Source organism: Sphingomonas mucosissima (assembly GCF_002197665.1).
GTDB lineage: Bacteria > Pseudomonadota > Alphaproteobacteria > Sphingomonadales > Sphingomonadaceae > Sphingomonas > Sphingomonas mucosissima.
Window position 1 is genome coordinate 312,343 of the sequence record NZ_NBBJ01000002.1, and the last position, 26,388, is coordinate 338,730.

At 66.9% G+C, this 26,388-nt stretch carries 27 protein-coding genes; 17 read left to right on the forward strand and 10 right to left on the reverse strand.

Annotated elements, in window-relative coordinates; all coding sequences use genetic code 11:
* Window positions 1-41: 41 nt before the first annotated feature.
* From SPMU_RS08645 to SPMU_RS08660, 4 genes are all read left to right on the forward strand, one after another.
* On the forward strand, window positions 42-1,568 hold the full coding sequence (locus SPMU_RS08645) for a peptide chain release factor 3 (RefSeq protein ID WP_088333472.1): 1,527 nt from the start codon (window positions 42-44) through the stop codon (window positions 1,566-1,568).
* 132 nt (window positions 1,569-1,700) lie between these two features.
* The gene (locus SPMU_RS08650; protein ID WP_245832923.1) at window positions 1,701-2,645 is read left to right on the forward strand and encodes an alpha/beta fold hydrolase; all 945 of its coding nucleotides are present in this window, start codon (window positions 1,701-1,703) and stop codon (window positions 2,643-2,645) included.
* Window positions 2,646-2,676: 31 nt separating this feature from the next.
* Window positions 2,677-2,856 carry a hypothetical protein gene (locus SPMU_RS08655; protein ID WP_066778880.1) on the forward strand — a complete coding sequence of 60 codons (180 nt, stop codon included), beginning with the start codon at window positions 2,677-2,679 and terminating at the stop codon, window positions 2,854-2,856.
* A gap of 9 nt (window positions 2,857-2,865) precedes the next feature.
* Window positions 2,866-4,035, forward strand: a complete 1,170-nt coding sequence (locus SPMU_RS08660; protein ID WP_088333473.1) for a BaiN/RdsA family NAD(P)/FAD-dependent oxidoreductase — start codon at window positions 2,866-2,868, stop codon at window positions 4,033-4,035.
* 18 nt (window positions 4,036-4,053) lie between these two features.
* Here SPMU_RS08660 and SPMU_RS16670 read toward each other — a convergent pair whose 3' ends face one another.
* On the reverse strand, window positions 4,054-4,404 hold the full coding sequence (locus SPMU_RS16670) for a hypothetical protein (RefSeq protein ID WP_140418432.1): 351 nt from the start codon (window positions 4,402-4,404) through the stop codon (window positions 4,054-4,056).
* A gap of 144 nt (window positions 4,405-4,548) precedes the next feature.
* Complete coding sequence (locus SPMU_RS08665; RefSeq protein ID WP_342746440.1) at window positions 4,549-6,000, reverse strand: M23 family metallopeptidase; 1,452 nt, start codon at window positions 5,998-6,000, stop codon at window positions 4,549-4,551.
* Between the two features lie 218 nt (window positions 6,001-6,218).
* On the opposite strand from SPMU_RS08665, the gene SPMU_RS08670 reads away from it, so the two are divergent.
* The 7 genes from SPMU_RS08670 (at window position 6,219) to SPMU_RS08700 (ending at window position 12,616) form a co-directional block, all read left to right on the forward strand.
* Window positions 6,219-8,693 (forward strand): helicase-related protein, encoded by a 2,475-nt coding sequence (locus SPMU_RS08670; RefSeq protein ID WP_088333681.1) that lies wholly within the window; start codon window positions 6,219-6,221, stop codon window positions 8,691-8,693.
* 7 nt (window positions 8,694-8,700) lie between these two features.
* A complete protein-coding gene (locus SPMU_RS08675; protein ID WP_088333475.1) occupies window positions 8,701-8,994 on the forward strand; it encodes an RNA-binding S4 domain-containing protein in 294 nt (97 codons plus the stop codon).
* 63 nt (window positions 8,995-9,057) lie between these two features.
* Window positions 9,058-9,399 carry a ferredoxin FdxA gene (gene fdxA / locus SPMU_RS08680; RefSeq protein WP_088333476.1) on the forward strand — a complete coding sequence of 114 codons (342 nt, stop codon included), beginning with the start codon at window positions 9,058-9,060 and terminating at the stop codon, window positions 9,397-9,399.
* A 271-nt stretch (window positions 9,400-9,670) separates the two neighbouring features.
* On the forward strand, window positions 9,671-10,204 hold the full coding sequence (locus SPMU_RS08685; RefSeq protein ID WP_088333477.1) for a CarD family transcriptional regulator: 534 nt from the start codon (window positions 9,671-9,673) through the stop codon (window positions 10,202-10,204).
* A 159-nt stretch (window positions 10,205-10,363) separates the two neighbouring features.
* Window positions 10,364-11,086 carry a head GIN domain-containing protein gene (locus SPMU_RS08690; RefSeq protein WP_169715662.1) on the forward strand — a complete coding sequence of 241 codons (723 nt, stop codon included), beginning with the start codon at window positions 10,364-10,366 and terminating at the stop codon, window positions 11,084-11,086.
* 170 nt (window positions 11,087-11,256) lie between these two features.
* Window positions 11,257-11,862: a head GIN domain-containing protein gene (locus tag SPMU_RS08695; protein WP_245832936.1), complete on the forward strand. Its 606-nt coding sequence runs from the start codon at window positions 11,257-11,259 to the stop codon at window positions 11,860-11,862.
* Between the two features lie 40 nt (window positions 11,863-11,902).
* A complete protein-coding gene (locus SPMU_RS08700) occupies window positions 11,903-12,616 on the forward strand; it encodes a GIN domain-containing protein (protein WP_088333480.1) in 714 nt (237 codons plus the stop codon).
* A 186-nt stretch (window positions 12,617-12,802) separates the two neighbouring features.
* Here the strand turns inward: SPMU_RS08700 and rpmG are convergent, their stop codons facing one another.
* The gene (gene rpmG / locus SPMU_RS08705; protein WP_017977469.1) at window positions 12,803-12,970 is read right to left on the reverse strand and encodes a 50S ribosomal protein L33; all 168 of its coding nucleotides are present in this window, start codon (window positions 12,968-12,970) and stop codon (window positions 12,803-12,805) included.
* A gap of 281 nt (window positions 12,971-13,251) precedes the next feature.
* Here rpmG and SPMU_RS08710 point away from each other — a divergent pair, with 281 nt between their 5' ends.
* The gene (locus SPMU_RS08710) at window positions 13,252-13,806 is read left to right on the forward strand and encodes a TMEM165/GDT1 family protein (RefSeq protein ID WP_245832938.1); all 555 of its coding nucleotides are present in this window, start codon (window positions 13,252-13,254) and stop codon (window positions 13,804-13,806) included.
* Window positions 13,807-13,893: 87 nt separating this feature from the next.
* On the forward strand, window positions 13,894-14,391 hold the full coding sequence (locus SPMU_RS08715; RefSeq protein ID WP_088333682.1) for a Dps family protein: 498 nt from the start codon (window positions 13,894-13,896) through the stop codon (window positions 14,389-14,391).
* A gap of 15 nt (window positions 14,392-14,406) precedes the next feature.
* Here the strand turns inward: SPMU_RS08715 and SPMU_RS08720 are convergent, their stop codons facing one another.
* A complete protein-coding gene (locus SPMU_RS08720) occupies window positions 14,407-15,273 on the reverse strand; it encodes a metallophosphoesterase (RefSeq protein ID WP_088333482.1) in 867 nt (288 codons plus the stop codon).
* A gap of 49 nt (window positions 15,274-15,322) precedes the next feature.
* Here SPMU_RS08720 and SPMU_RS08725 point away from each other — a divergent pair, with 49 nt between their 5' ends.
* Window positions 15,323-16,915 (forward strand): cisplatin damage response ATP-dependent DNA ligase, encoded by a 1,593-nt coding sequence (locus SPMU_RS08725; RefSeq protein WP_088333483.1) that lies wholly within the window; start codon window positions 15,323-15,325, stop codon window positions 16,913-16,915.
* Between the two features lie 15 nt (window positions 16,916-16,930).
* Here the strand turns inward: SPMU_RS08725 and SPMU_RS08730 are convergent, their stop codons facing one another.
* The 3 genes from SPMU_RS08730 to recQ all read right to left on the reverse strand — a co-directional run bounded on the left by SPMU_RS08730 (window position 16,931) and on the right by recQ (window position 19,620).
* Window positions 16,931-17,326, reverse strand: coding sequence for a hypothetical protein (locus SPMU_RS08730; RefSeq protein ID WP_088333484.1), 396 nt, complete (start codon window positions 17,324-17,326; stop codon window positions 16,931-16,933).
* A complete protein-coding gene (locus SPMU_RS08735; RefSeq protein WP_088333485.1) occupies window positions 17,323-17,757 on the reverse strand; it encodes a protein tyrosine phosphatase family protein in 435 nt (144 codons plus the stop codon). The genes SPMU_RS08730 and SPMU_RS08735 overlap by 4 nt, the downstream gene beginning before the upstream one ends.
* A gap of 96 nt (window positions 17,758-17,853) precedes the next feature.
* Window positions 17,854-19,620, reverse strand: coding sequence for a DNA helicase RecQ (gene recQ, locus SPMU_RS08740; RefSeq protein ID WP_088333486.1), 1,767 nt, complete (start codon window positions 19,618-19,620; stop codon window positions 17,854-17,856).
* An 86-nt stretch (window positions 19,621-19,706) separates the two neighbouring features.
* On the opposite strand from recQ, the gene SPMU_RS08745 reads away from it, so the two are divergent.
* On the forward strand, window positions 19,707-19,979 hold the full coding sequence (locus SPMU_RS08745) for a GNAT family N-acetyltransferase (protein WP_088333487.1): 273 nt from the start codon (window positions 19,707-19,709) through the stop codon (window positions 19,977-19,979).
* Between the two features lie 88 nt (window positions 19,980-20,067).
* Here the strand turns inward: SPMU_RS08745 and SPMU_RS08750 are convergent, their stop codons facing one another.
* Entirely contained in the window at window positions 20,068-21,885 is a 1,818-nt protein-coding gene (locus SPMU_RS08750) for an ABCB family ABC transporter ATP-binding protein/permease (protein ID WP_088333488.1), read from the reverse strand.
* Window positions 21,886-22,005: 120 nt separating this feature from the next.
* On the opposite strand from SPMU_RS08750, the gene SPMU_RS08755 reads away from it, so the two are divergent.
* Window positions 22,006-22,236: a hypothetical protein gene (locus SPMU_RS08755; protein WP_088333489.1), complete on the forward strand. Its 231-nt coding sequence runs from the start codon at window positions 22,006-22,008 to the stop codon at window positions 22,234-22,236.
* Window positions 22,237-22,620: 384 nt separating this feature from the next.
* On the opposite strand, the gene clpA is transcribed toward SPMU_RS08755, so the two are convergent.
* Both clpA and SPMU_RS08765 read right to left on the reverse strand, forming a co-directional pair.
* Window positions 22,621-24,939, reverse strand: coding sequence for an ATP-dependent Clp protease ATP-binding subunit ClpA (gene clpA, locus SPMU_RS08760; protein WP_088333490.1), 2,319 nt, complete (start codon window positions 24,937-24,939; stop codon window positions 22,621-22,623).
* 161 nt (window positions 24,940-25,100) lie between these two features.
* Window positions 25,101-25,298: a DUF1192 domain-containing protein gene (locus SPMU_RS08765; protein WP_088333491.1), complete on the reverse strand. Its 198-nt coding sequence runs from the start codon at window positions 25,296-25,298 to the stop codon at window positions 25,101-25,103.
* A gap of 86 nt (window positions 25,299-25,384) precedes the next feature.
* On the opposite strand from SPMU_RS08765, the gene SPMU_RS08770 reads away from it, so the two are divergent.
* Window positions 25,385-26,386, forward strand: coding sequence for an NAD(P)H-quinone oxidoreductase (locus tag SPMU_RS08770; protein WP_211275754.1), 1,002 nt, complete (start codon window positions 25,385-25,387; stop codon window positions 26,384-26,386).
* Window positions 26,387-26,388 lie beyond the last annotated feature (2 nt).

A 26,388-nucleotide genomic window follows, 5' to 3' on the forward strand; every position in this document is an offset into this window, starting at 1 on the left:
GACGGGCTAAGGGGCTGCGATTCCCAGATACCAGGACGACCATGCCATCTCCCCGCCGTACCTTCGCGATCATCTCGCACCCTGACGCCGGCAAGACGACGCTGACGGAGAAGCTGCTGTATGTCGGCGGCGCGATCCATCTGGCGGGCGAAGTGAAGGCTCGGGGCCAGAACCGGCGCGCGCGATCGGACTGGATGAAGATCGAGCAGCAGCGCGGCATTTCGGTGACGTCCTCCGTCATGACCTTCGAAAAGGACGGCGTGTTCTTCAACCTGCTCGATACCCCGGGCCACGAGGATTTCAGCGAGGACACCTATCGCACGCTAACCGCGGTCGATTCGGCTGTCATGGTGATCGACGCGGCGCGCGGCATCGAGGCGCAGACGCGCAAGCTGTTCGAGGTATGCCGCCTGCGGAACGTGCCGATCATCACCTTCGTCAACAAGGTGGACCGCGAGGGGCGGCCGGTGTTCGAGCTGCTCGACGAGATCGCCGACATGCTCGCGCTAGACGTGTGCCCGATGAGCTGGCCGGTCGGCATGGGCGGCACGTTCGAGGGCGTGCTGGACCTCACGACCAACCGGATCAGCCGGCCCGATGGCGACAGCCGCAATTTTCAGGGGCGTGTCGAGGACGCGCCCGAGCTTCCCGCTGACGTGGCGGAGGAGATCGAGCTGGCGCAAGCCGGCTATGCCGCGTTCGATGCCGAGGCTTATCGCGCGGGCGACCTGACGCCGGTGTATTTCGGATCGGCACTGAAGGATTTCGGACCCGCGGAGCTGATTGCGGCGCTCGCCGATTTCGCGCCCCCGCCGCGGCCGCAGCCGGCCGAGCCAGCGCCGGTCGATCCAGGCGAGAAGGACGTGACCGGCTTCGTCTTCAAGGTGCAGGCGAACATGGACCCGCAGCACCGCGACCGGATCGCGTTCATGCGGCTGTGCTCGGGGACGTTCAAGCGCGGCATGAAGCTGACGCCGACGGGCCATGGCAAGCCGATCGCGGTGCATTCGCCGATCCTGTTCTTCGCGCAGGACCGCGAGATCGCCGACGAGGCGTTTCCGGGCGACATCATCGGTATCCCCAACCACGGCACGCTGCGCGTCGGCGATACGCTGAGCGAGAAGCCTGGGGTGCGGATCACCGGGCTGCCCAATTTCGCGCCGGAAATCCTGCGGCGCGTGGCGCTGAAGGACCCGACGAAGACCAAGCAGCTGCGCAAGGCGCTGGACGACCTGAGCGAGGAGGGCGTGATCCAGGTGTTCTATCCCGAGATTGGGTCGAATTGGATCATCGGCGTGGTCGGGCAGCTGCAGCTCGACGTGCTGCTGTCGCGGCTCGATGCGGAATATAAGGTCGCGGCGGGGCTGGAAGCGTCGCCGTACGACACGGCGCGCTGGATTTCGGCGGAAGACCCGGCGGCGCTGAAGGACTTCATGGACCTCAATCGCGGCGCGCTGGCCAAGGACCGCGACGGCAATCCGGTGTTCCTCGCCAAGAGCGCGTGGGAGGTGGGCTATATCGCCGAGCGCTATAACAAGGTGAAATTCGCGGCGACGCGGGAGCGTTGAGCAGCACTACCTTCGTCATCTCGCCCGTGGGCCAGGAGAACGGGCGGAGCGGCGGCCTGACTACATCGGTCTTGCCGAGGGAATCGACGTGCATTCTGCATCCGTCAACGCTTGTCATGTATGACCTCCGCAATGGCCCGACCGCTTGCCCGCCGCCTACTGCCCGTCCCGCTGCTGCTGCTAACCGCGATCACCGCGGTCTGGTTGGCGGCGATCCTGCGCGAGCGCGGTGCGGTGATGCCGCCGGAGGAGCGCCGCATTGCCACGCCGCTCGGCACGGTCGCGGCGGATATCCGGGGGCCGGCCCATGGCACGCCCGTGCTGATCGTGCCGGGCACCGCTGGCTGGAGCGGGCTGTGGCGCGAAGTGTCAGCGCACCTTGCCGGCCGCGGCTATCGCGTAATTGCGATCGATCTGCCACCGTTCGGTTTCTCCGAGCATGATCGGGAGGCGCGCTACGGGCGAGTGTCGCAGGCGAAGCGGCTCGCCGCGGTGCTGGATGCCGCGGCGCACGGGCCGGCGATCGTCATCGCGCACAGCTTCGGGGCCGGGGCCGCGGCCGAACTGGCGTTGCGGCGACCCGACCTCGTCGGGCGGTTCGTGATGGTGGATGGCGCATTGGGTGCGCTTGATCCCGTCGGGTCGAGCCGCATCCGCGCGCTTGATACGATGGGGCTGGCGCAGCCGCTCGTCGCCGCGACGCTGACCAATCCGCATGCGCTCGCGCCACTGGTGCGCACGATGGTGGCGCGCGAGGACGCGGCCGACCGCTGGCGCGAAACCTTGCGCCTGCCGATGCGGCGGCGGGAGACGACCGCCGCCTATGCTGCGTGGCTGCCCCATCTGTTCGCGGTGGATGCGGCCGAGCGGAGCCGCTATTCTGCCGACCTTCGCACGATGCGCCCGCCGGTGCGACTGATCTGGGGCGAGGCCGACAGCGTCACACCGATCGACCAGGGCGAGCGGCTTTCCGCACTGTTCGGCGCCCCGCTGATCCGCCTGCCGGGGCTGGGGCATATCCCGCATATCGAGGATCGCGACGCATTCCTCACCGCGCTAACCGAAGCGCTTTCGTGACGCGCCCTGCCGATCGCGCTATGGCGCTGCCATGGCCGAACGCTTTGAACGACACCGCCAGCCGTGGCGCCCCGATGAGATCCAGAAGCTGCATACGCTCGCCAAGAAGGGCATGGCGCTGAAGGCGATTGCCAAGGCGCTGACGCGCAGCGAGGAATCGGTGAAGGAACAGGCGAAGAAGGACGGGTTGTCGATCGCCAAGCTGCATTGAGCCGACACCATGGCTAACTATGACGCGATCGTGCTGGGGGCTGGCGCGGCGGGGCTGATGTGCGCCGGCGTGGCGGGGCAGCGCGGGCGGCGCGTGCTGGTGATCGATCATGCGGAGAAGGCCGGCAAGAAGATCCTGATTTCGGGCGGTGGGCGGTGCAATTTCACCAATCTGGGGACGGCGCCGGATCGCTTCCTCTCTGCCAACCCGCATTTCGCGCGATCGGCGCTGGCGCGCTATACGGCGGCGGACTTCCTCGCGCTGGTCGAGCGTTATGGCATCGCCTGGCATGAGAAGACGCTGGGGCAGCTGTTTTGCGACGGGTCGGCGCGCCAGATCGTCGCCATGCTGCTGGACGAATGCGACAAGGGGCAGGTGGAGATAGCGCTGGGGCAGGGGATCGGCGCGGTTGATCATGCCGATGGGCGCTATCGCGTCAGCTATGGCAACCGGGAGGCGAGTGCGCCGGCGCTGGTGATCGCGACCGGCGGTCCGTCGATCCCCAAGATGGGGGCGACCGGCCTTGCCTATGATCTGGCACGGCAATTCGGGCTGAAGGTGGTGGAGCCGCGGCCGGCTCTGGTGCCGCTGACGCTGGGCGGCGAGGATCCCTTCCGGGCGCTGGCGGGGGTTGCGACCGAGGTAGTGGCGCGCAGCGGCAAGGCGGCGTTCCGCGAGGCGATGCTCTTCACGCATCGTGGGCTGTCGGGGCCGGCGGTGCTGCAGGTGTCGTCTTACTGGCGGCATGGCGAGCCGATCACCGTCGACCTGCTGCCGGAGCGCGAGGCGGGATGGCTGCGCGCGGCCAAGCGCGCCACGCCGCGCGTCGGGGTGGCGAAGCTGCTTTCGGCAACGATGCCGCAGCGACTGGCGGATGCGCTGGCGCAGCAGCTTGGTGTCGTGGGCGAACTGGCCAACCTGCCCGATGCGAAGCTTGCCGCCGCGGAGCAGCGGCTGGCGGCTTGGCGCTTCGATCCGAATGGCAGCGAGGGGTTCGCCAAGGCGGAGGTTACCGTGGGCGGTGTCTCCACCGCGGACCTCTCATCGCAGACGCTGGAGGCGCGGCGGGTGCCTGGGCTGCATGTGATCGGCGAGGCGGTTGATGTTACCGGCTGGCTGGGCGGGTATAACTTCCAATGGGCCTGGGCCAGCGGGTGGGCGGCTGGGCAGGCGGTCTAAACTTGATCCTCTTAGCCGTCATTGCTTAGCTTCATCACGTTCAATGCTAGGTGATAAGGAGACGGTGCTCTGAACTGGCGTGAATGGCCGTGATTTCTCTGGGTCATAAAACTCCGGCTTCATTGGGCTTCTATAGTCGAGCGACCATTCGTCCCTGAGTACAAACCAGAGAAATACGATGAACGCCCAAAATAGGAGATAGCAGAGGACGAAAGCGCCAAACCCGCCGGGGTTTTCGCCAACGGCAATCGTGCCGTATCTTCGAAAATGAACCTCGCCATCTAAGAGATCAGCGCCCACCAAGACCTGGGCGAATGTTCCGAAAGTGGCACCAAGCACCAGTTTCCATGGGCGGTTCCGCAACCGCATTGCTCATCCCTCTCAGCCGTCCGGCGAGCACGATACTCCAGAGAGGTTAAGACCTTCTGCCTTGAACCGGCGAAGGCAGGCGGCGTCAATCTGCTGCCACTTCGATGCGCAAAAGATAGTCAGGCGGACTGAGCCGCCCGCCGATCAATTCGCCGCGCGTACCGCCAGTAGGTTTGCCACTTTCGCCTTGAACACGCGGAGCTTCTCGCCCGAGAGGGTGGCGACGCTGGCGAGCGAGATGGAGCGCGGGTTTACGTTTTGGCCGTTTTTCCACACTTCCCAGTGGAGGTGCGGGCCGGTCGAAAGTCCGGTGGAGCCGACATAGCCGATCACCTGCCCGCGCGCGACCGACTGGCCGGGGCGCACCGCGATGCGGCTGAGATGGCCGTAGCCGCTCGAGACGCCGGCGGCGTGGTTCAGCTTGATGAAATTACCATAACCGCGGTTGCGCCCGGCCATCGCCACGCGGCCCTCGATCGGCGCATAGATCGGCGAGCCATGCGGCGCGGCAAGGTCGATCCCCTTGTGCATGCGCAGGAAGCCGAGCAGCGGGTGGCGGCGCATGCCGAAGGTGGAGGAGACGCGGCCGGCAACGGGCATGCCCATGAAGCCGCGGCGTTCGGACTGGCCGTTCGCATCCCAGAACTGGCCGCCATTGCCGTCGCCATCTTCCCAGCGGACGAGGCGCAGCTTTTTCCGGCCTTGATCCAGCCCCGCATATTGCAGTTGGCCGATCTGCACTTCGCCAGTAGCGGCGCGGGCGTGATCGGCGATGATGTCGAAGCGATCGTCTGCCCCGATCGCCCCGATGGACGTGCGCGCGGCGACCGTCTTGATATAGGCCTCCACCAGCTTGGCGGGCGCACCGGCAGCGCGGGCCGAGCGATAGAGGCTGGAGCCAACCACGCCTTGGATGCGCAGCGGCGTGCGATCGATCGCGATCGGGCGCCGCTCCAGCGTGAGGTCATCGCCCTCGCGGTGGACGGCGAGGTTCAGATCGAAACGCGCGCGGAAGGCAATCTTTTCCAGCGGGCGGGCGGTGCGGCGATCCTTGCGGCGACCAAGCGTCAGATCCAGCACGGTGCCAGGCTTCAGATCGGTGAGCGATACTTCGCCCGCGACGAGATCCGCCACGCGCGCGGCATCATTGCGGCCGACACCGGCGCGTTGCAGCGCCGCGCCGAAGCTGTCGCCGCTGCCGAGCGATGCGGTGAGTTCGATCACCGGGCGCTCGGGCGTTTCCGCCAGCGGGCGAACCAGATCGTTGGCCGCCATGCGCCGGCCGGTGGAGGCGCCAAGACCAAGTGGCGCGATCGAGAGCGTGTGCGCTTCCTCGCGCTCCGCCGCGGTCATGCTGGTGGTGATAAAGCCAGGGATCGGCTGAATGCCGGGCGCGGTCAGCACGGCGGCGGCAATCAGCCCGGTGCAGGTGGCAAGGCCACGCCACCACGTGCCGCTGCCGATCCGCGCGCCGAGATCGGGAATCCAATCCACGTCATGAAGCGTGCTGCGCAGGTGATCGCGCCAGGACAGCTGCGGCACCGGCGCCACGGCACGGCCGAAGCCGCGCGCACCCGCGCCGCCGGCCAATTCCAATCCAGGCTGCTCGCGCAAGAACACGGCGAGTAAGAGCGCCCCCAAACGCTAGATATCGCCGATCCACCCCCGGCGCAGGCAGAAGCGTTGTGGGGGCGAGTCCCTAAAGTCAAATTAACCCGCGGGCTTAGCGGCCGCGGTTGCGCCGAACCGTTCGGCTGATGCGCCGGAAGGGAATGGTTGATTCGCGGGCGCAGTCCCCCGATGTTGTCCGCACCATGGCTCGCCAAGACAACGCCCGCGTCACAGCGGTTCTGGGGCCGACCAATACCGGCAAGACGCACCTCGCGGTTGAGCGAATGGTGGCGCATTCATCCGGGATGATCGGCTTTCCCCTCCGGCTGCTGGCGCGCGAGGTGTATGACCGCGTGGTTGCGATGAAGGGGCCGGAGCGGGTCGCGCTGATCACCGGCGAAGAGCGGATCGTTCCCAAGGACGCCCGCTGGTTCCTGTGCACTGCCGAAAGCATGCCAACCGACCGCGACGTCGCCTTTGTCGGCATCGACGAGGCGCAGCTTGGCGCGGACGCGGAGCGCGGGCACGTCTTCACCGACCGGCTGCTGTATGCGCGCGGCCGGGAAGAAACGATGATCCTGGGATCGGCGGCGCTGAAGCCGGTGGTGCGTGCGCTAGTGCCCGGCGTCGAGATCGTCGAGCGGCCGCGCTTTTCGGACCTGAGCTACGCCGGCGCGAAGAAGATCAGCCGCTTGCCGCGGCGCTCGGCGATCGTCGCGTTCAGTGCGGAGGAAGTGTACGCGGTGGCCGAGATGCTGCGGCGGCTGCGCGGCGGCGCGGCCGTGGTGATGGGGGCGCTGTCCCCGCGCACCCGCAACGCGCAGGTCGCGATGTTCCAGGCGGGCGAGGTGGATTACCTCGTCGCCACCGACGCGATCGGCATGGGCCTCAACATGGACGTGGCGCATGTCGCCTTCGCCGGGCTGCACAAGTTCGATGGAAAGCGGCGGCGGCGGCTGACCGTGGCCGAGATGGCGCAGATCGCTGGGCGCGCCGGCCGCCACCAGCGCGACGGCACCTTTGGGGGCGTGGCGGAGGAAGGGCCCGACGCCTTTCTTCCCGAGGAAGTGCTGGCGATCGAGGCGCATCGCTTCCCGACGCTCGACTGGCTGTTCTGGCGCGAGGGCGATCCCGATCTGTCGAGCGTCGACGCGCTGCTCGCCTCGCTGAGCGCGCCGCCGCAGCACGAGGCGCTGCGCGCCGCGCCCGAATCGGTCGACCTCGCGGTGCTGCGCCGGTTGGCGGAGGATCCGGCGATCCGTGCACGGGCGCGGGGCCAGGTGGATCGTTTATGGGCGGTGTGCGGCATTCCCGACTTCCAGAAATCGGGCGTCGAGCCGCATGCCCGCTTCGTCAGCCGCATCTTCGGGCATTTGTGCGACGGCTATCTGCCGCACCAATGGTTTGCCGATGAGGTGGCGCGGCTGGACCGCGTGGACGGCGATGTGGAGACGATCGCGGGCCGGGTCGCCGCCATCCGGACCTGGGCCTATATCGCCCAGCGGAGCGACTGGCTGGCCGATCCGAAGCATTGGGCGGCGCGCACGGTGGCGGTGGAGGAGCGGCTGTCGGATGCGCTGCACACCAGCCTGACGCAGCGCTTCGTCGACAAGCGGACCAGCGTGTTGCTGAAGCAGATCGGCGCCGGCGCGGGTGCCCTGCCGGTGGAGATCGACGCCGAAGGCGAAGTGACGATCGATACGCATGCGATCGGGCGCCTCCAGGGCTTCCGCTTCGTCGTTGCGCCCGATGCGCGGGCGGCTGACAAACGCTTGCTGCTGGCAACGGCGGAAAAGCAGCTGACGCGCGAACGCGCGGCGCGGGGTGGTGCGCTCAGCACGGCGGCGAACGAGGCATTCTCGCTGGCTGAGGGCGGTGTGGTCGTGTGGCAGGACCATGCGGTGGCGCGGCTGGTGCGCGGACGGTCGCCTGGGCGCCCATCGGTGCAGCTGGACGAGGCGCTCGAGTGCCTCGATCCCGTGCTGCGCCGCGCCGTTACCGAGCGGATCCAGGCCTGGGTGGATGATGCGGTGCGCGCGCAGCTGCCGGTGCTCGCCAGGATGGCCGAGATGGCGCGTGATCCGGCTGCCACGCCGGCGCTGCGCAGCGTGGCGGCGGCGGTGGAGGCGGGTGGCGGCCTGACGCAGCGCTTGCCGGTGCGGGCTGCGGTGGAGGCGCTGACTCCGCCTGATCGCCACCGGCTGCGCAAGGCGGGCGTGACGATCGGCGCGCTCGACCTGTTCGACCCGCGACTGCTGAAGCAGCGGGCGCGGCCGTGGCGCGACGCGGTGCTGGCCGCCGCGGGAGGCCCGGTTCCCGTGGCGCCGCGCGAGGGCGCGACGGTGCTGCCGCGTGGCACGCCCGGCGCGACGCTCGCCGCCGGCTTCCGCCCGCTGGGGGCGCAGGCGGTGCGCGTGGATCTGGTGGAGCGGATCGCGCGGGCGGCGCATGAGGCGCGTGCCAAAAGCGGCGGGGGACGTGCGCCGTTCCTGCCTGATCCGGCGCTCGCCACCTCCATCGGCCTGGAGCCGGGCACGGTGGAGCGGCTGATGGTGGAGCTGGGCTTCCGCCCGGCAGCCGAAGGGCGCTGGGCCTGGCGCGGGCGTCCCGCGGCCAAGGCGGCGCGGCCCCGGCCCGACAATGTCTTTGCCGCGCTGGCGGAGCTGGCCTTTGACTGAGGCGAGCATGCGTCTCGACCGCTTTTTGTGGTTCGCGCGGCTCGCCAAGACGCGTGACGTGGCGCAAGCGATGGCCGCCGACGGGCGTTTGCGCATCGATGGACGGCCGATCGACCGGGCCCACGCGCCGGTGCGAATCGGCAATGTCCTCACCTTCTTCAAGGCAGGCTCCGTGCGCGTCGTGCGCGTCGAGGCGCTGCCGCCGCGCCGCGGCCCGGCGCCCGAAGCGCGGCTGTGTTATCGCGATCTGGAGGCAGGCGACGACAGCACAAATGGAACACACGCGAGCGACGGCGATTGACGCTGGCAGTCGGCCCGAATAGCAGCGGCGCCCAGTCTGCCGATCGAAGGAGTTTTGCCGGCCATGACCTATGTCGTCACCGACGCGTGCATCCGTTGCAAATACATGGATTGCGTCGAGGTGTGCCCGGTCGACTGCTTCTACGAGGGCGAGAACATGCTCGTCATCAATCCGAGCGAGTGCATCGACTGCGGCGTGTGTGAGCCCGAATGCCCCGCCGAAGCGATCCTGCCGGACACGGAAAATGGCCTGGAGCGGTGGCTGGAGCTGAACGCCACCTTCTCGGGCCAATGGCCCAACGTGACTCGCAAGGTGGATCAGACGCCGCCTGACGCCGATGAGCACAAGGGCGAGGAAGGGAAATACGACAAGTATTTCTCCGCCGAGCCCGGTGCCGGCGACTGAACCTAACGCGTCACACAGTCCCTGTTTGGCACATGCCAGCCGCATGATCCGCCGGTGATCATGCGGCCGGAGCTGTTGCGCCAGCGATGCTGACTCATCTTCGCTAGTAATAATGTTGCAATGCTGCTATATAAGCCCGTGACGGACGCATTGATCTAGCGCGTCCGCTGGAGACGCTAACCTTTCACGTCACGATGGACGAGCACAGGCGGGCGGCAACGCTCGAATGGTCGGGCCAGTGGCGTGATTCAACCCAGAGGATCGGGTTCCTATGGCTGCCAAGGCGCTGCATTTCGACGTCGGTGATTATGTTGTTTACCCGAAGCACGGCGTTGGCCGCGTGATCGAGCTGCAGAAACAGGAAATCGCCGGCATGCAGCTCGAACTTTACGTGCTGCGCTTCGAAAAGGAAAAGATGACGCTCCGCGTGCCGACCAACAAGGCCGAGAGCGTGGGCATGCGCAAGCTGTCGTCCGACAAGACGATGCGCGAAGCGATGGAAACGCTGAAGGGCAAGCCCAAGGTGAAGCGCACCATGTGGTCGCGCCGCGCACAAGAATATGAAGCGAAGATCAACTCGGGCGACCTGGTGTCGATCGCCGAAGTGGTCCGCGACCTGTTCCGCGCCGAGGACCAGCCCGAGCAGAGCTATTCCGAGCGCCAGATTTTCGAGGGCGCCTGCAGCCGCCTCGCCCGCGAGTTGGCTGCGATGGAGCAGATCGACGAGCCCGCGGCGCAGGAAAAGATCCTCGAGATCCTCCGCGCAGCAGCAGCGATCTACAACAAGGACAAGGTGCCGGCCTGAGCTCGAGCGGGGCTGCGAGGCCCCGCCGATTACCAGTGCGTGTCGTCAAAAAGGGGCGGCCTCCCAGTGAGGTCGCCCTTTTTCATTTGATCTCCTTCTTGTGTTTACATCCGTAATCTTCCCGGTGTATTATGCAACAAAAACACCAGGGAGATGATCATGCGGCTGACCGGATATTTGCTGACGTTCGCCGGCGCATTGTGCGCCACGGCGGCTCAAGCGGACGAGATCACGGGAGAGCGGGACGGTGAGGCGCTGGTGTACCGTGTCGGCGGCTTCGACAGCGTCGGCCTCGGCATCCCCGCTTCGGTTGATATCCGCGTTGGGCCGGACTGGTCGGTGCGCGCGAGCGGGCCGGCGAACGCGCTGGCGGAACTGCGCGTCGAGCGAGACGGGCGCTCACTCCAGCTTCGGCCCCGGAACGGCTGGCGAAATACCAATGCATCGCTGGCCCGGCAGGTGCGGGTGATCATTACCATGCCGCAACTGGCGAGCGCCAGCATCGGCGGCTCGGGCCGCATGGCGGTGGACCGTGTCACCGGAGAGAGCCTGCGGGCAAGCGTCGGCGGCTCGGGCAGCCTGGCGCTCGGAACGGTGGCGGTGGACAATCTAGCAGTGTCGATCGGCGGCTCCGGCGAAGTGACAGCCGCCGGCCGGGCGGCGCAATTGACGGTGAAGAACAGCGGATCGGGGCGGTTCGCGGCGCCCGATCTTCGGGCGTCGGGCGCGACTGTTTCAGCCGCCGGTTCGGGACAAGTTCGCGCGGTGGTCGACGGCCCCGCGACGGTCTCGCTCGCCGGCAGCGGTATGGTCGACCTGGGACGGGGCGCGAAATGCACTGTTCGGCGCGCGGGCAGTGGGCGAGTGATCTGCGGCAGCTGACACTTGCCCGCTTTACTGTTGTGTATTAGCAAGGCAACACACAGGAGGAAATCATGCGCCGTTTAGCCTTCGCTCTCTTGATCCCTCTGGCCGGGTGCGGTGTCTGGTCGAGTGACGACAATGTGCCCGGGGTCGCAGCGACCGGGAGCGGAAATGAGCGAAGATACGCCGTGGCCGACTTCGCCAGCATCGATCAGCGCGGCCCAGACGATGTCGACGTTCGCGTCGGCACCGGCTTCTCCGTTCGCGCAGAAGGCGATCCCGACACCGTCTTGCGGGTGAAAATCGCCAAGGACGGCAAGCGGCTGCTCATCACGCGCGAGCGCGGCGGGATCAGCTGGCAGTCGGGTAGTGCCAAGATCTACGTCACCATGCCTCGCATTGAAGCGGCCAGCCTGGCGGGAGCAGGCGACGTGACGGTTGATCGCGTGGAGGGCGGCACCTTCAACGGCAGCATCGCCGGGTCCGGCACGTTGAAGCTCGGCCGAGTGGGGGTCAGTCGGCTGGAACTGTCGATTGCCGGCTCGGGGGATGCGGAGGCAGCCGGCGAGGCGCAGGCGCTGTCGGTGAATATCGCGGGTTCCGGCGACATCGAGGCTAGCGGGCTGCGCGCCACCAGCGCCGACGTGAATATCGCCGGCTCCGGGAGCGTCCGCGCGGTGGTGAGCGGACCGGCAAAGGTGGCCATCATGGGGGCAGGCGACGTGGATCTCGGCCCCGAGGCGGATTGCGAGGTCAGCAAGCTGGGGGCCGGGGAGGTACGCTGCCGCCGCTGAGCCCTTGCACGCGGCTTAGGGGGGTGCGACGGGCGACGCCATGATCGCGCGCTTCATTCCCCTTCTGGCGCTGTCGGCCGCCATGCCGGTTGCCATGCCGGTCATGGCGGCGGACCGAACCGTTTCCGTGGGAAGCTTCGAGCGGGTGCGCGTGGATGGGCCGTTCGAGGTTCGGATCATTGCCGGCGGATCGCCCGGCGCGAAGCTGGCGGGTGACCGCGACCTGATCGAGCGGATCGCCGTGCAGGTGAATGGCGGGACCTTGACCGTTCGGCTCGGCACCGGCGGCTGGGGCGAGCGGTTCGCCACCCGCAACGCGACGCCGCCGATTATCACGCTTTCCACGCCGCGGCTCACCAATCTGGCGGTGTCCGCGGGCGCCCGCACCAGCGTCAACCAGATGACGGGTCAGCAGGTTGCGGTGTCCGTCCATGGCTCAGGCAGCCTGGTGGTGGAGCGGGTGGACGCGGATCAGTTCACCGCGGCGCTGCTGGGCGCGGGAACGCTGATCGTTGGCGGGCAGGCGAATCGCGCGCGGCTGACCAGCGACGGCGCGGCGACCATCGACGCCGCCAAACTGGCGGTGAAGGATCTGGTGGTGCAGCTGAATGGGCTGGGCGAAACAATCGCCATGGCGCGCCAAACCGCACAGGTCACCACCACAGGCCTGGGGAAAGTGACGGTGACAGGGCCGGCCACCTGCACTGTTCGGGCGATCGCCGGCGGCCCGGTGATTTGCGGCTCGCGCAAATAGGACGAACCGCCCGATCACGCGATCAGGCGGTTATGGTCGTATCCAGCATCAGCAAATCGCGTGGCATCCAAGCGGCCGGCGTTCGACCAGTTGGCTGGTCGACGTGCCTGGCAGGCGTGTGTGCCCGTGCGATCCGACAGCGGGGGCGAACGCAAGCAACAAGCGCGTTCGCCGATCCCGCGCGAATTACTTGATCTTCGCTTCCTTGAACTCGACGTGCTTGCGCACGACGGGATCATACTTGCTGAAGCTCAGCTTTTCCGTCTTGGTACGGGGGTTCTTCTTGGTGACGTAGAAGAAGCCGGTGTCAGCCGTGCTGACGAGCTTGATCTTGACGGTGGTCGGCTTTGCCATGACCCGCGAATCCTGTTCTTGAAGCGAAACAAAAAATAGCGGCGAGCTGGGCGCGCCGCTTTCAATGGCGGGCGCATGAAGGATCGTGCCCGCAAAGTCAAGCGAGCGCCGCTTTAACGGCGCCTTCATGCCGCGCCGTCACGACCGTGGATCGGACGGCGCCAGCGGTGCGTAGGCGCAAAGAGCATGGGTGTTCAACAGTGGATGCGCGGCCTCGGGCATATCCCGATCGGCCGGCGGACGGCAGGAAACGGAGCTGATCGGCCTTTATGGATGCATTGATGGCCGCATTGGTGCTCGGCGCGATCTGCCAGGCGGGCGACAAGACGCCTTGGCTGGCGGCGATCCTTGCCGATCGATTTCGCGCGCCGATCGTGGTGATCATCGCCACGGCGATCGCGCTCGCCGGCAATTATGCGCTGGGCGTTGTGGGCGGGATCATCCTTGCCCCCATGCTGTCGGCGGAAGCGCGACTCTTGCTGCTCGCACTGGCGCTGGTGCTTGCGGCACTCAGCACGACGCTGCGGTCCCGGTCGCCGGATCGGCTGGAGGGGTGGCGGCTCGGCGCGCCGGGTACGAGCACGCTGGGGCTCGCGATCATGATCTTCGGCGATCGGATGCAATTCGTGGTGCTGGCGCTTGCCGTGCGTAGCGAACTGCCGTGGCTTGCGGCGGTTGGCGGCACGATTGGGGCGCTGGCGGTGACGATCCCGGCGACGTTGATGGGGGAGCGGCAATGGCTCGCGCTGCCACAGGGCGCGATCCGCATCGGCTCGGCATTGCTGCTGGCGCTCGTTGGCGTTGTTCTCGGCCTGTCGGCGCTTCGCCTGATCTGATGCAATGTTCGCGCGGGGTGAATTGACGGGAGCGATTTGCCGATCGATCCGTTCACGCAACGAACATTCCATCTGGAGCGAATCACCGTGGCTGACATTGCCCCCGACCTGAAGACCCCGTCCGATCTGCCGCGCAACGACACCCGTACCGTCGCCGAGGCGCTTAATTCGGCGCTGGCGGATTGCTACGCGCTGTATCTCAAGACCAAGAATTTCCACTGGCATGTCTCGGGGCCGCATTTCCGCGATTATCACCTGCTGCTGGACGATCAGGCGGCGCAGATCCTGGGCGTGACCGATGCGATCGCCGAGCGCGTGCGCAAGACCGGCAACGTAACGCTGCGCTCGATCGGCGACATCTCGCGCCGTCAGACGATCACCGATAATGACCGCGACTTCGTGCCGGCCGGCGACATGCTGAGCGAGCTGCGCGACGACAATCTGAAGCTGGTGGAAAGCTTTCGCGCGGTGAAGGATGCGGCCGAGGCGGCGAAGGATAATGCCACCAGCGGCATCGTCGATGAGTGGACCGATCAGGCGGAAGAGCGTGCCTGGTTCCTGTTCGAGGCCAGCCGCAAGGGCTGACCCGAACGGGCGCGATCAGCGGACGGCGCGTGGCACCTTTTGCTGCGCGCCGTGCAGCGTCAGCAGCCAGAAATCCGGCGGAGCGCCCAGCCGCAGCGGCAAGCGGCTGGTGCCCAGCCCGGCGCCGACCACCACCGTTCGGCCGCCCTCGCGGATAATGCCGCACCGATAGCGGCTGCCATAGCGTGACGGAATCCACAGCGCGCCGATCAGCGGCAGGACGATCTGCCCACAATGCGTATGCCCCGCCAGCAGTACGGGCGTCTCTCCCGACAGCGTTGGGGCGAGGTCCGGCGAATGCGTGAGCAGCAATGGCGCGCCGGGGAGCGGGCGGAGCCGCCGCATCGTTTCGCGCAGGCGGGCGTGTCCTCGATATGCGTCGCCCACGCCGCCGATCGCCAAAGGCCCGGCCCGCACGGCCTCATTCTCCAGCACGATGGCGCCGGCCGCGCGCAATGCTGCCGTGACGCTTTGGGCATCGCTGTCGATGTCATGGTTGCCGAGCACGGCAATCGTGCCGAGTGGCGGGCGCAGACGCCGGAAGGCGGCGGTGAGCACCGGCGCTGCGTCGCGCGCGGTGTCAGCGTCGTGGCCATCGATAAAGTCGCCCGCGAATAGCGCAAGACTCGGGCGTTCGGCCGCGATCTGATCCATGAGCCGGTCGACCCGCGCCGGAGACATCGCGCCGCCCCCGACATGAATATCGCTGGCCAGCGCCACGGTGATTGGCGGCGTATCGGCGGGCCAGTTTGGCAGCGCGAGGGACGCACGGCGCACCACCGCATCGGCATGCGCCTGGCGGTCGGCGGATAGGATCACACCAACGATTGCGATGACGGCCAGGGCAGGGAACAGGAGGGTGGAGCGGAGCGCGCGTGTCATCAGTGCTCGCTAGCCGGAGCGCATCCGCTGCGCCAAGCGTTGTGCTGTTATGCACGCCTTTGCGCAGCTACTCGATTCGCTGATCTACACCCGTTCGCGCAACGCGAAGCTGAAGCTCATTGGAGACTATCTCCGCAGCACGCCCGATCCCGACCGGGGCTGGGCAATGGCGGCGCTGACCGGTGATCTCGACATTCCCGGCGTGAAGCCGGCGGTGATCCGCGGGCTCATAGAGGAGCGGGTCGATCCGGTGCTGTACCGCATGAGTCGCGATTTCGTTGGCGATTCGGCGGAGACCATTGCGCTGCTTTGGCCGGCGCCCGTACTGCCGGAGAAGCCCGAGCCGCTCTCGGTCGGCAAGGTGATCGACCGACTGATGCACCTGTCGCGCAGCGAAGCGCCTGCCGCGCTGGCCCAGATGCTCGACGTGCTGGACGCCGAGGAGCGGTTCGCGCTGCTCAAGATGGCGACTGGCGCGCTGCGCGTCGGCGTCTCGGCGCGGCTGGCGAAGCAGGCGCTCGCTGACGCCTTCGGGATCGACGTGGATGCGGTAGAGGAGGTGTGGCACGGCATCGAGGCGCCCTACGCCAGCCTGTTCGCCTGGGCCGAAGGACGTGGCGAGCAGCCGACGGCGGATAACGTGCCGGTGTTCCGCCCCTTCATGCTGGCGCATCCGCTCGAGGATCTGCGCGTCGACCTTGCCGATTATGCCGCGGAGTGGAAGTGGGACGGCATCCGCGTGCAGATCGTGCATCTCGCTGGCGAAACGCGCCTGTACAGCCGCACCGGCGACGACGTGACGCGTGCTTTCCCCGACGTGGCGTCGGCGTTTGCCGAGCATGGCGTGGTCGACGGCGAGCTGCTGGTGCGCGGCGAAGCGCAGGGCGGCACGTTAGACGAGGGCGGCGGCGCGGCGAGCTTCAACGCGCTTCAGCAGCGGCTCGGGCGCAAGGTGGTGTCGGCCAAGATGCTGGAGGAGGCGCCCGCCTTTGTTCGGCTCTACGACATATTGTTCGACGGCGCGGAGGATCTGCGCGCGCTGCCCTGGCATGCGCGGCGCGCGCGGCTGGAAAGCTTCGTGCCGCGGCTCGACCCCGATCGCTTCGATGTCAGCGCGCTGATCGAGGCGGCGGACTTCACCGAGCTGGAGGGTATTCGCGCCGGCGCGCGCGACGCCGCGATCGAGGGCGTCATGCTGAAGCGGCGCGATGCGCCGTATGTGCCGGGTCGCCGCGCCGGGCTGTGGTATAAATGGAAGCGCGATCCGCTGACCGCCGATTGCGTGATGATGTATGCGCAGCGCGGCAACGGCCGGCGGTCATCTTTCTACAGCGACTATACCTTTGGCTGCTGGACGGAAGACGGCGAGCTGCTGCCGGTGGGCAAGGCGTATTCCGGGATCACCGACGAGGAGCTGAAGCAGCTCGACAAGTTCGTGCGCAACAACACGGTCAACCGCTTCGGCCCGGTCCGCGAGGTGGAGAAGACCTTGGTGCTGGAAGTGGCGTTTGATTCGATCCACGAATCGAAACGGCACAAGTCGTGCGTCGCCATGCGCTTTCCGCGGATCGCGCGCATCCGCACCGACAAGCCCGCGGCAGAGGCGGATACGCTAGCGGCGTTGCAGCGGCTGGTGACGTGAGACGCCCGCGCAGCGTCAGCCGCGGGTAAGCTGGGGCGCGAGGCGGCGGACGTCGAGATTGTCGACGTCGGCGATCAGCACGGTGCCGAGCCGCCAATCCCCCGTCGCGACCAGCATGCCCTCGCGCGTCGCGCGCACATTGCCCCAGACGATTTCCCGAGCGGCTGGGCCCGCGCGGCGAACCCTGACCACTGCGACGCGCAATCCTTCGCCAAAGACAAGCGCTGCCTGCCCGTCGCGCCCGACGGCGGCGGAAAGGGAGACAAAGCCGGGGATCGCCTGATCGGCGGCCTGCATCGCGTCTTCCGGCGCATGGAGGCGGACGCCTCCGCTGTGCCGGAACAGCCAGAAGGCCGCACCGCCAAGGGCGATCACCGTGGCGAGCGCGGCGCCCGCCAGGATCCAGATCATTGCGGAGGCGCCACCGCGTCCATCAGCGGGCGAAGACCCGCGATGTCATAGCCCGCGCCGCCCGCCAGGCTGGTCAGCGCGTCGGGATCGGCGCCGAGCCCCGCCTGCGACAGCGCCCACAGATTGCACGAGCGCGTGCCCGAGCGGCAATAAGCCAGCACTGGGCCGCTCGCCGCACCCAAGGCGTCGATCATGGCGGTGACCTGCGGCATGGAGAAGCCAGCGTGGGTGATCGGGATCGCGGTGTACGCGAGGCCGTGATCCTCGGCGGCGGCGCGAACCGCGTCACCACTCGGCTGGCCGTCTTCCTCGCCGTCCGGGCGGTTGTTGACGATGGCGGTGAAGCCCGCCGCCTTGATCGCGGGGATGTCCTCCGGGTCGATCTGCGGGGCGACGGCGATGCGATCATCGATACGGCGAATGTCGAGCATGGATGATCCCTAGCGCAGGTTCGTGCCGCCGAGAACGGGGCGTGGAAAGCTTTTCTGCGCGGTTCCGCCGGCGGGGTAAGCGGCGGTGCCCCGCGGCTAGTTCTCGCGGATTACCCGCAGGAACGCCTCGCCATAGGCATCCAGCTTGCGCTGCCCGACCCCGGTGAGGTGCGCCATCGCCGATAGCGAGGTCGGCCGGCGGGCGGCCATCTCGCGCAGCACCGAATCGTGGAAAATGACGTAAGGTGGCACGCCGCCCTCCTGGGCCAGCTCGCGGCGGCGGGTGCGCAGCGCCTCGAACAAGGCGTCGCCCAAGGGGTTGGGTGTCGCATCGCCGCCGCGGCGCCGCCGCTCGCGCTTGGGCGGGACGACGAGCGACAGCGTGTCCTCTCCCTTGATCAGCGCGCGCGCGCCGGGGCCGAACTCCAGCCCGCCATGCGGATTGGTGCGCAGCGCATCGCGCAACAGGAGCGCGCGGCCGACCGGCTTCAGCAGCGCGCGCTCATCGCCGTCGACGATGTTCCACACGGACAGCGCCTCATGCCCGTTCATCAGGCTGCGCTCGGACGACTTTCCGGTCAGCACCTCCTCGATATAGGTCGAGCCGAAGCTTTGGCCGGTGCGGAACACGGCGGAGAGATATTTGCGCGCCGTCTCGGTCGCGTCGATGGCGGCGGGGGGCGAAAGGCAATTGTCGCAATTCCCGCACTGCGCCGGCGGGTCTTCCCCGAAATGCGCGAGCAGGATGCGGCGGCGGCACCCCGCCGTTTCGACCAAGGCGCCCAGCGCGTTGAGCCGCGCGCGCTCGCCCGGCTGGCGCTGCGGATCGACCTCCGCAATCCGTTGGCGTGCGCGCGCGAAATCCTCTGCGCCCCAGAAGAGGTGCGCGACCGAGGGGTCGCCGTCGCGGCCAGCGCGGCCAGTTTCCTGATAATACGCCTCGATCGATTTGGGCAGGCCGGCATGCGCGACGAAGCGCACGTCGGGCTTGTCGATGCCCATGCCGAAGGCGACGGTGGCGACGATCACCATGTCTTCGCTTTCGACGAACTTCGCCTGGTTGCGGCGGCGAACCTCGGGATCAAGCCCGGCGTGATAAGCGCGGACCGGGCGCCCGGTGGCGGTGCGCAGCGCTTCGGCGAGCTTCTCGGTCCCGGCGCGGGTCTGCGCATAGACGATGCCGGGACCAGGCGTCTCACGGATCAGGTCGGCAATCTGCCGCGTGGTGTTGTCGCGCGTCGAGATGGAATAGCGGATGTTGGGCCGATCGAACCCGGCAACGATCATCCCGTCCGTGCCGATGCCGAGCTGCTCAAGGATGTCGGCGCGGGTGTGTTCGTCGGCGGTGGCGGTCAGCGCGAGGCGCGGCACGTCCTCGTAACGATCGAGCAGCGGGCGCAGCAGGCGGTAATCTGGGCGGAAATCATGCCCCCACTCGCTGACGCAATGCGCCTCGTCGATCGCGAACAGCGCGACGCGCCCGCGATCGAGCAGGTCGCGGAAGTCGGCGGTCGAGGCACGTTCGGGCGCGACGTACAGGAGGTCCAGCGCGCCATCGAGAAAGCGGCCGCGCGTCTCGGCCTTGTTTTCGTCAACGCTGGTCAGCGTGGCGGCGCGGATGCCGACCGCTTCGGCCGCGCGGAGCTGATCGTGCATCAGCGCGATAAGCGGCGACACGACGATACAGGTGCCGTCCAGCATGGTGGCGGGCAGCTGGTACGTCAGCGACTTTCCGGCGCCAGTCGGCATAACGGCCAGCGTCGATTGCCCCGCCAGCACCCGGTCCACCACCTGGCGCTGCACACCGCGAAAATCGGGGAAACCAAACAGCTTCTGAAGAACGGGAACGGGATCGGCAGGCATTGCGGTGGCTCTAGGCGCCCGGTGCCGGCCTGTCACCCGCGCGAGGGGTGCTTTCATCCGGCCATGCGAGCCACTACGTTCTCGGCATGAACAAGGTACGCGAAAATCGGGCCGAGCAGGAATTCGAGCTCGACGTGGACGGCCATCGCGCAATCGCCGCTTATCAGCGCGAGGGTGAGCGGATCGTCTTTACCCATACGGTGGTGCCGCGTGAGATCGAGGGCAGGGGGGTAGGCTCCAAGCTGATCCGCGCCGCGCTCGACAGCGCGCGCGACCAAGGGTTGAGGGTAGTCGCGCAATGCCAGTTCGTTGCAGCGTTCATCCGCAAGCATCCGGAATATCGCGACCTGCTGGGGTGAGCCAGACCGGCCGCGCCTGAAAACAAACGTCATCACCGCAAACGCGGGGATCCAGACGCGCAGGTCTTTGCCAGCGCCAGAGCGTTGATCAGGAGACCTCTGCCGCCTCGCGGCGTTCGTTCGCTTGGCGCGCCCAAAGCTCGGCATAGGTGCCGCCGGCGCGGAGCAGCTCGGCGTGGGTGCCTTGCTCCACGACGCGGCCAGCTTCCAGCACGACGATCTTGTCGGCATGGACGATGGTCGAGAGGCGGTGCGCGATGACGATGGTGGTGCGGCCGCGCTCGATCGCGTGGAGCGTCGCCATGATGTCCGCTTCCGTCCGGCTGTCGAGCGCTGACGTGGCTTCGTCCAGGATCAGGATCGGCGGGTTCTTCAGCAGGGTACGCGCGATCGCGACCCGCTGCTTCTCGCCGCCTGACAGCTTCAGGCCACGCTCGCCGACGCGCGTGTCATATCCGTCGGATTGCGCCTCGATGAAGCCGGCGATCGCCGCGCCGCGTGCCGCGGCCCTGATCTCGGCCTCATCGGCACCTTCGCGGCCGTAGGCGATATTGTAGCCGATGGTGTCGTTGAACAGCACCGTATCCTGCGGGACGATGCCGATCGCGCTGCGCAGCGATGCTTGCGTCACTTGCGACACGTCCTGCCCATCGATCGTGATCCGGCCGCTCGTCAGCTCGTAGAAGCGGTAGAGCAGGCGCGCGAGGGTGGACTTGCCGGCGCCCGATGGGCCGACCACCGCAACCGTGCTCCCGGCGGGGATGTCGAGCGTAATGCCCTTCAGGATGTCGCGATCGGGATCATAGCCGAAGCGCACGTTCTCGAAGCGGAGGTGCCCGGCGCCGACCGCCAGCGCCTTTGCGCCGGGGGCGTCGACCACTTCGGAAGGCGTATCGACCAGATCGAACATCGCGCCCATGTCGATCACGCCCTGGCGGATCGTGCGATAGACCATGCCGAGGAGATCAAGCGGTCGGAACAGCTGTGAGAGCAGGGTCGAGACGAGCACCACCTCGCCGGCGGAGAAGCGGCCTTGTGCCCAGCCCCACACGACAAACGCCATGCCCGCGCCCAGCATCAAATTGGTGATCGCCGCCTGCCCGACGTTAAGCCACGCGAGGCTGTTTTCGGACTTCGTCGCCGCGCGGGCATAGGCGCTCATGGCCGCATCGTACCGCCGCGCCTCGCGCTCTTCGGCGCCGAAATACTTCACCGTTTCGAAGTTCAGCAGCGAATCCACGGCATGGGCGACCGCGCCGGTATCGAGATCGTTCATCCGCTGCCGCAGCGCCGCGCGCCAGTCCGTCACCTTGCGGGTGAACCAGATGTAGACGACCACCATCAGGATCGTGGCGGCGACCAGCGGCCAGCCGAACTTCACCCAAAAGATGCCGAGCACCAGGCTCAGCTCAAGGATCGTCGGCGCGATGTTGAACAGGAGAAAGTAGAGCATCGTGTCGATGCTTTTGGTGCCGCGCTCGACCACCTTGGTGACGGCGCCGGTGCGCCGCTCCAGGTGGAAGCGCAGCGACAGATCGTGAAGGTGGCGGAACACTTGGCTGGCGAGCCGGCGCGTCGCCTCCTGCCCGACCTTCTCGAACACGGTGTTGCGCAGATTGTCGAACAGCGTCGAGCTGAAACGCGCGGCGGCATAGCCCACCACCAACAGGATCACGAGCGACGCGGGCGAGCGCGGGATCGTCGCCATGCCGTCCACCGCGCCTTGCAGCGCGAACGGCGCACCATAGACCTGGACCAGCTTCGACACGAGCACCAGCGCCATGGCGCCGACGACGCGCGCCTTCATGCCGGGGGCATCGGCGGGCCAGAGATACGGAAGGAAGCGGCGGAGCGTTGGCCCGAGCGGGCGGTCGACGCTGCGGGTCGTCGGGTCGGATGGAGGCATTGTTCGCTTATGTCGGAGCGCAGCGGCGCTGGCGCAATGGGCCGATAAGCGAAGGAATGATCGTTAACGCCGGAACACTCGTCGACGGCAATGCGTTGAATAGTCAGAGTGGAGGCGGGAATGCAACCGATTTTCTTCGTACTGGCGATCATGGGCTGCGGCGACGACCAGTCGGGCTGCGCCGAGGCGCGCGTCGAGCCGGTTCGCTACGCCACCGTCCAACAATGCCAAGCCGATCTGCCTTCCGCACTGGCGCGCAATACGGACTTGTCGTTCCCGGTGATCAGTGCGGCGTGTCGGTCGAACGGCCCGCAGTGGGTGGACAAGGGCAAGTCGCAGCCGCGCGGGTGAGTTCCAAGCGGGTTCGTTAAGTCAATAAACTCGTCATGCCGGGCCTGTCCCGGCATCCAGCGTTCCGCATTTTCCACAGTCGTGGGGCGAGCGGAGGTCTGGATGCCGGGACAAGCCCGGCATGACGTATTGGGTTGACTGAGCTACCCGGTCTTCGTCGCGCGGGACTTGAGGCGGGGCGATGGTGCCTCTACCGCCGACTCAACGACATCACGCAGCATTGGCGGACCGATGGATCCCGGATCAAGCCCGGGATGACGGTTGTTTGTGGGCGCACACTCGCCAAACAGCAATGGCGCCAATTTCGCGATGGACGGCTGGTCGTGGTCGGCACGTACTCGCCAAATAAAAAGGACGCCGATCCTTCGACCGGCGCCCTCTTGATTACTCCGCCTCGACCCTCGTCTTGCCGCCCTTGCGCTTCGGCTTCTTGGGCGCCGCGCCGACGATCTCGAACGTCAGCGCATTGTCCTTGAGCTTCACCACGACCTCGCCGCCATGCACGAGCTTGCCGAACAGCAATTCCTCGGCGAGCGGCTGCTTGATCTTCTCCTGGATCAGGCGGCCCATCGGGCGCGCGCCATAGAGCTTGTCATAGCCCTTGGCGGTGAGCCATTCGCGGCTTTCGTCGTCGAGCTTGATGTGAACGTCGCGGTCCGCCAGCTGAAGCTCCAGCTGCAGGATGAACTTGTCCACCACCCGCGAGACGACCTCCGTCGGCAAATAGCCGAACGGAACGATCGCATCGAGACGGTTGCGGAATTCCGGCGTGAACAGCCGCTGCACGGCCTGCTCGTCTTCACCCTCGCGGGAAAGATTGCCGAAGCCCAGCGTCTCGCGCGCCATGTCGCTGGCGCCCGCATTGGTCGTCATGATCAGGATGACGTTGCGGAAATCGACCGTCTTGCCGTGCTGGTCGGTCAGCCGGCCGTTGTCCATGACCTGGAGCAGGATGTTGAACAGGTCCGGATGCGCCTTCTCGATCTCGTCGAGCAGCAGCACGCAATGCGGGTTCTGGTCGACCGCGTCGGTCAACAAGCCACCCTGGTCGAAGCCGACATAGCCCGGAGGGGCACCGATCAGCCGCGAGACCGAGTGGCGCTCCATGTACTCGGACATGTCGAACCGCTGGAGCGGGATGCCCATGATCGTCGCAAGCTGCTTGGCGACTTCCGTCTTGCCGACGCCGGTGGGGCCGGTGAAGAGGTAATTGCCGATCGGCTTCTCCGGATCGCGCAGGCCCGCGCGGCTGAGCTTGATCGCGCTCGCCAGATTCTCGATCGCCTTGTTCTGGCCGAAGACGACGCGCTTCAGGTCCGTCTCGAGCGTCTCGAGCACCTTCTTGTCGTCGGTCGACACGCTCTTCGGCGGGATGCGCGCCATGGTCGCGATGACCTGCTCGATCTCCTTGGGCGTGATCGTCTTCTTCCGCTTCGAAGGCGCCACCAGCATCTGCATCGCGCCAACCTCGTCGATCACGTCGATCGCCTTGTCCGGCAGCTTGCGGTCGTTGATGTAGCGCGCCGAAAGCTCCACGGCCGACTTGATCGCATCGGGCGTGTATTTGACGTCATGGTGCGTCTCGAACGCCGAGCGCAGGCCGGCGAGGATCTTGATCGTATCCTCGATCGTCGGCTCGTTCACGTCGATCTTCTGGAACCGGCGCAGCAGCGCGCGATCCTTCTCGAAGTGGTTGCGGAACTCCTTGTAGGTGGTCGAGCCGATGCAACGGATCGTGCCGCCCGACAGCGCCGGCTTCAGCAGGTTCGACGCATCCATCGCACCGCCGCTGGTCGCGCCGGCGCCGATCACGGTGTGGATCTCGTCAATGAAGAGCACCGCGTGCGGCAGCTTCTCCAGCTCGTTGACGACCTGCTTCAGCCGCTCCTCGAAATCGCCGCGATAGCGCGTGCCGGCCAGCAGCGCGCCCATGTCGAGCGAATAGATGACGGCGGGCTTCAGCACGTCGGGCACGTCGCCCTCGACGATCTTGCGCGCGAGACCTTCGGCGATGGCGGTCTTGCCGACGCCAGGATCACCCACATACAGCGGGTTGTTCTTCGACCGGCGGCACAGGATCTGCACCGTGCGGTCCACCTCCGGCCCACGGCCGATCAGCGGATCGACCTTGCCGTTCTTCGCCTTCTCGTTGAGATCGACGGTGAACTGCTTAAGCGCGCTTTCGCCCTTGGCGCCCTTCTCGGCCGGCTTCTTCTCTTCCTTATCCTCGGCGCCCTTGGGGGCGGAGGCCTCGGGTGCCGACGCGCCCTTGCCGACGCCGTGGCTGATGAAGCTGACGGCATCGAGGCGGCTCATGTCCTGCTGCTGCAGGAAATAGACGGCATAGCTTTCGCGTTCGGAAAAGAGCGCGACCAGCACGTTCGCGCCGGTCACTTCATCGCGGCCGGACGACTGGACGTGCAGGATCGCGCGCTGGACAACGCGCTGGAACCCGCTGGTGGGGGAAGGGTCGGTCTGCTGATCGACCTTCAGCGCGCCAAGCTCGGTGTCGAGATAATGCGCAACGGTGGTTTTGAGTTCGCCGAGATCGACGCCACACGCCGTCATCACCTGGCTCGCATGCTCATCATCGATGAGCGCGAACAGCAGGTGTTCAAGCGTTGCATATTCGTGGCGCCGCGCGGACGCAGCCTCGAGCGCCTTGTGCAGCGTGGTCTCGAGAGCGCTGGCAAAGGATGGCATTCAGGATACTCCAACCGGGCCGTGGAGCGACGTCTGGGGGGCAGGCGTCCGGCCCTTTGCTACAATGTCGTGATTGCGATGGCCCGCATCAAGCGGCAGGCCGAATGGCTTCGTGGCCCCGCACCGGCATATGGCATCATGGCCAGCCGATGCTGCGTGGGTCATCGCTTGAACAAGGCGTCCGCGCTCGCGCGATGGTTCACCACATGGTCGATTTTCTTGCGGCTGCGGGCAATCTCGCCCTCAAGCGCCGTGATCCGCGCCTCCAGCTCAGCCACCGAAAGGCGATCGAGATCCTGGCGCAACAGGGCGCTTAGGGGATCGTCGGGCCGGGACCCAAGGATATCATCCAGATCCATGACGCGTATCGTTGACCGCTGCGGGTGCGAAGTCAATAAGGCGCGGCCATGCATTCAGCGATGAATGGTTAACGGGGGGAGCGGCGATGAACGATATTCCGGCGATGATGCAGGCGATCGATCCCGAGGTGCATGGCGGCCCCGAGGTTTTGACGCTAGTGGAGCGGCCGGTGCCGACGCTTCAGCCCGGCGAAGTGCTGATCCGAGTCGCCGCAGCTGGGGTGAACCGGCCGGACGTGATGCAGCGCAAGGGCGCCTATCCGCCGCCGCCGGGTGCGCCGACCATCTATGGCCTGGAAGTGTCGGGCGAGGTGGTGGCGATGGCGCCCGACGTCGCATCGCTGATGATCGGCCAGCCGGTCTGCGCGCTGGTGGCGGGCGGCGGCTATGCCGAATATGTCGCCGCGCCTGCGGGGCAGTGCCTGCCAGTGCCCGAGCTGATGTCCATGGTGGAAGCGGCGGCGATGCCGGAAACGCTGTTCACCGTTTGGACGAACCTGTTCGAGCGCGCGTACGCAACGGAGGGCGATACGGTGCTGGTGCACGGCGGCACCAGCGGGATCGGCACCATGGCGATCGCGCTGTGCAACATCTTTGGCGTGACCATCATCGTCACCGCGGGGTCGGATGAGAAGGTCGCGGCGGCCAAGGCGCTCGGCGCCGATCACGCGATCAACTACAAGACCGAGGATTTCGTCGAGCGGGTGAAGGAGATCACCGGCGGCAAGGGCGTCGCTGCGGTGCTCGACATGGTCGGCGGCGACTATATCCCGCGCAACCTGAAGTGCCTGGCGGAAGATGGCCGGCACGTGTCGATCGCGGTGCAGGGCGGGGCCAAGGCCACCATCCCGATCTTCGAGGTGATGATGCGCCGGCTGACGCTGACCGGCTCTACGCTGCGCGCGCGCGACATCGGCTTCAAGGCGATGGTGGCGGATGAACTGGCGCGCACCGTGTGGCCACATGCAGAGGCAGGCCGGCTGAAGCCGGTGATCGACAAGGTGTTTCCGATCGCCGAAGCCGCGGAAGCGCATCGGCGGATGGAAGCGGGCGATCATGTCGGAAAGATCGTGCTGACGCTGGGGTGATG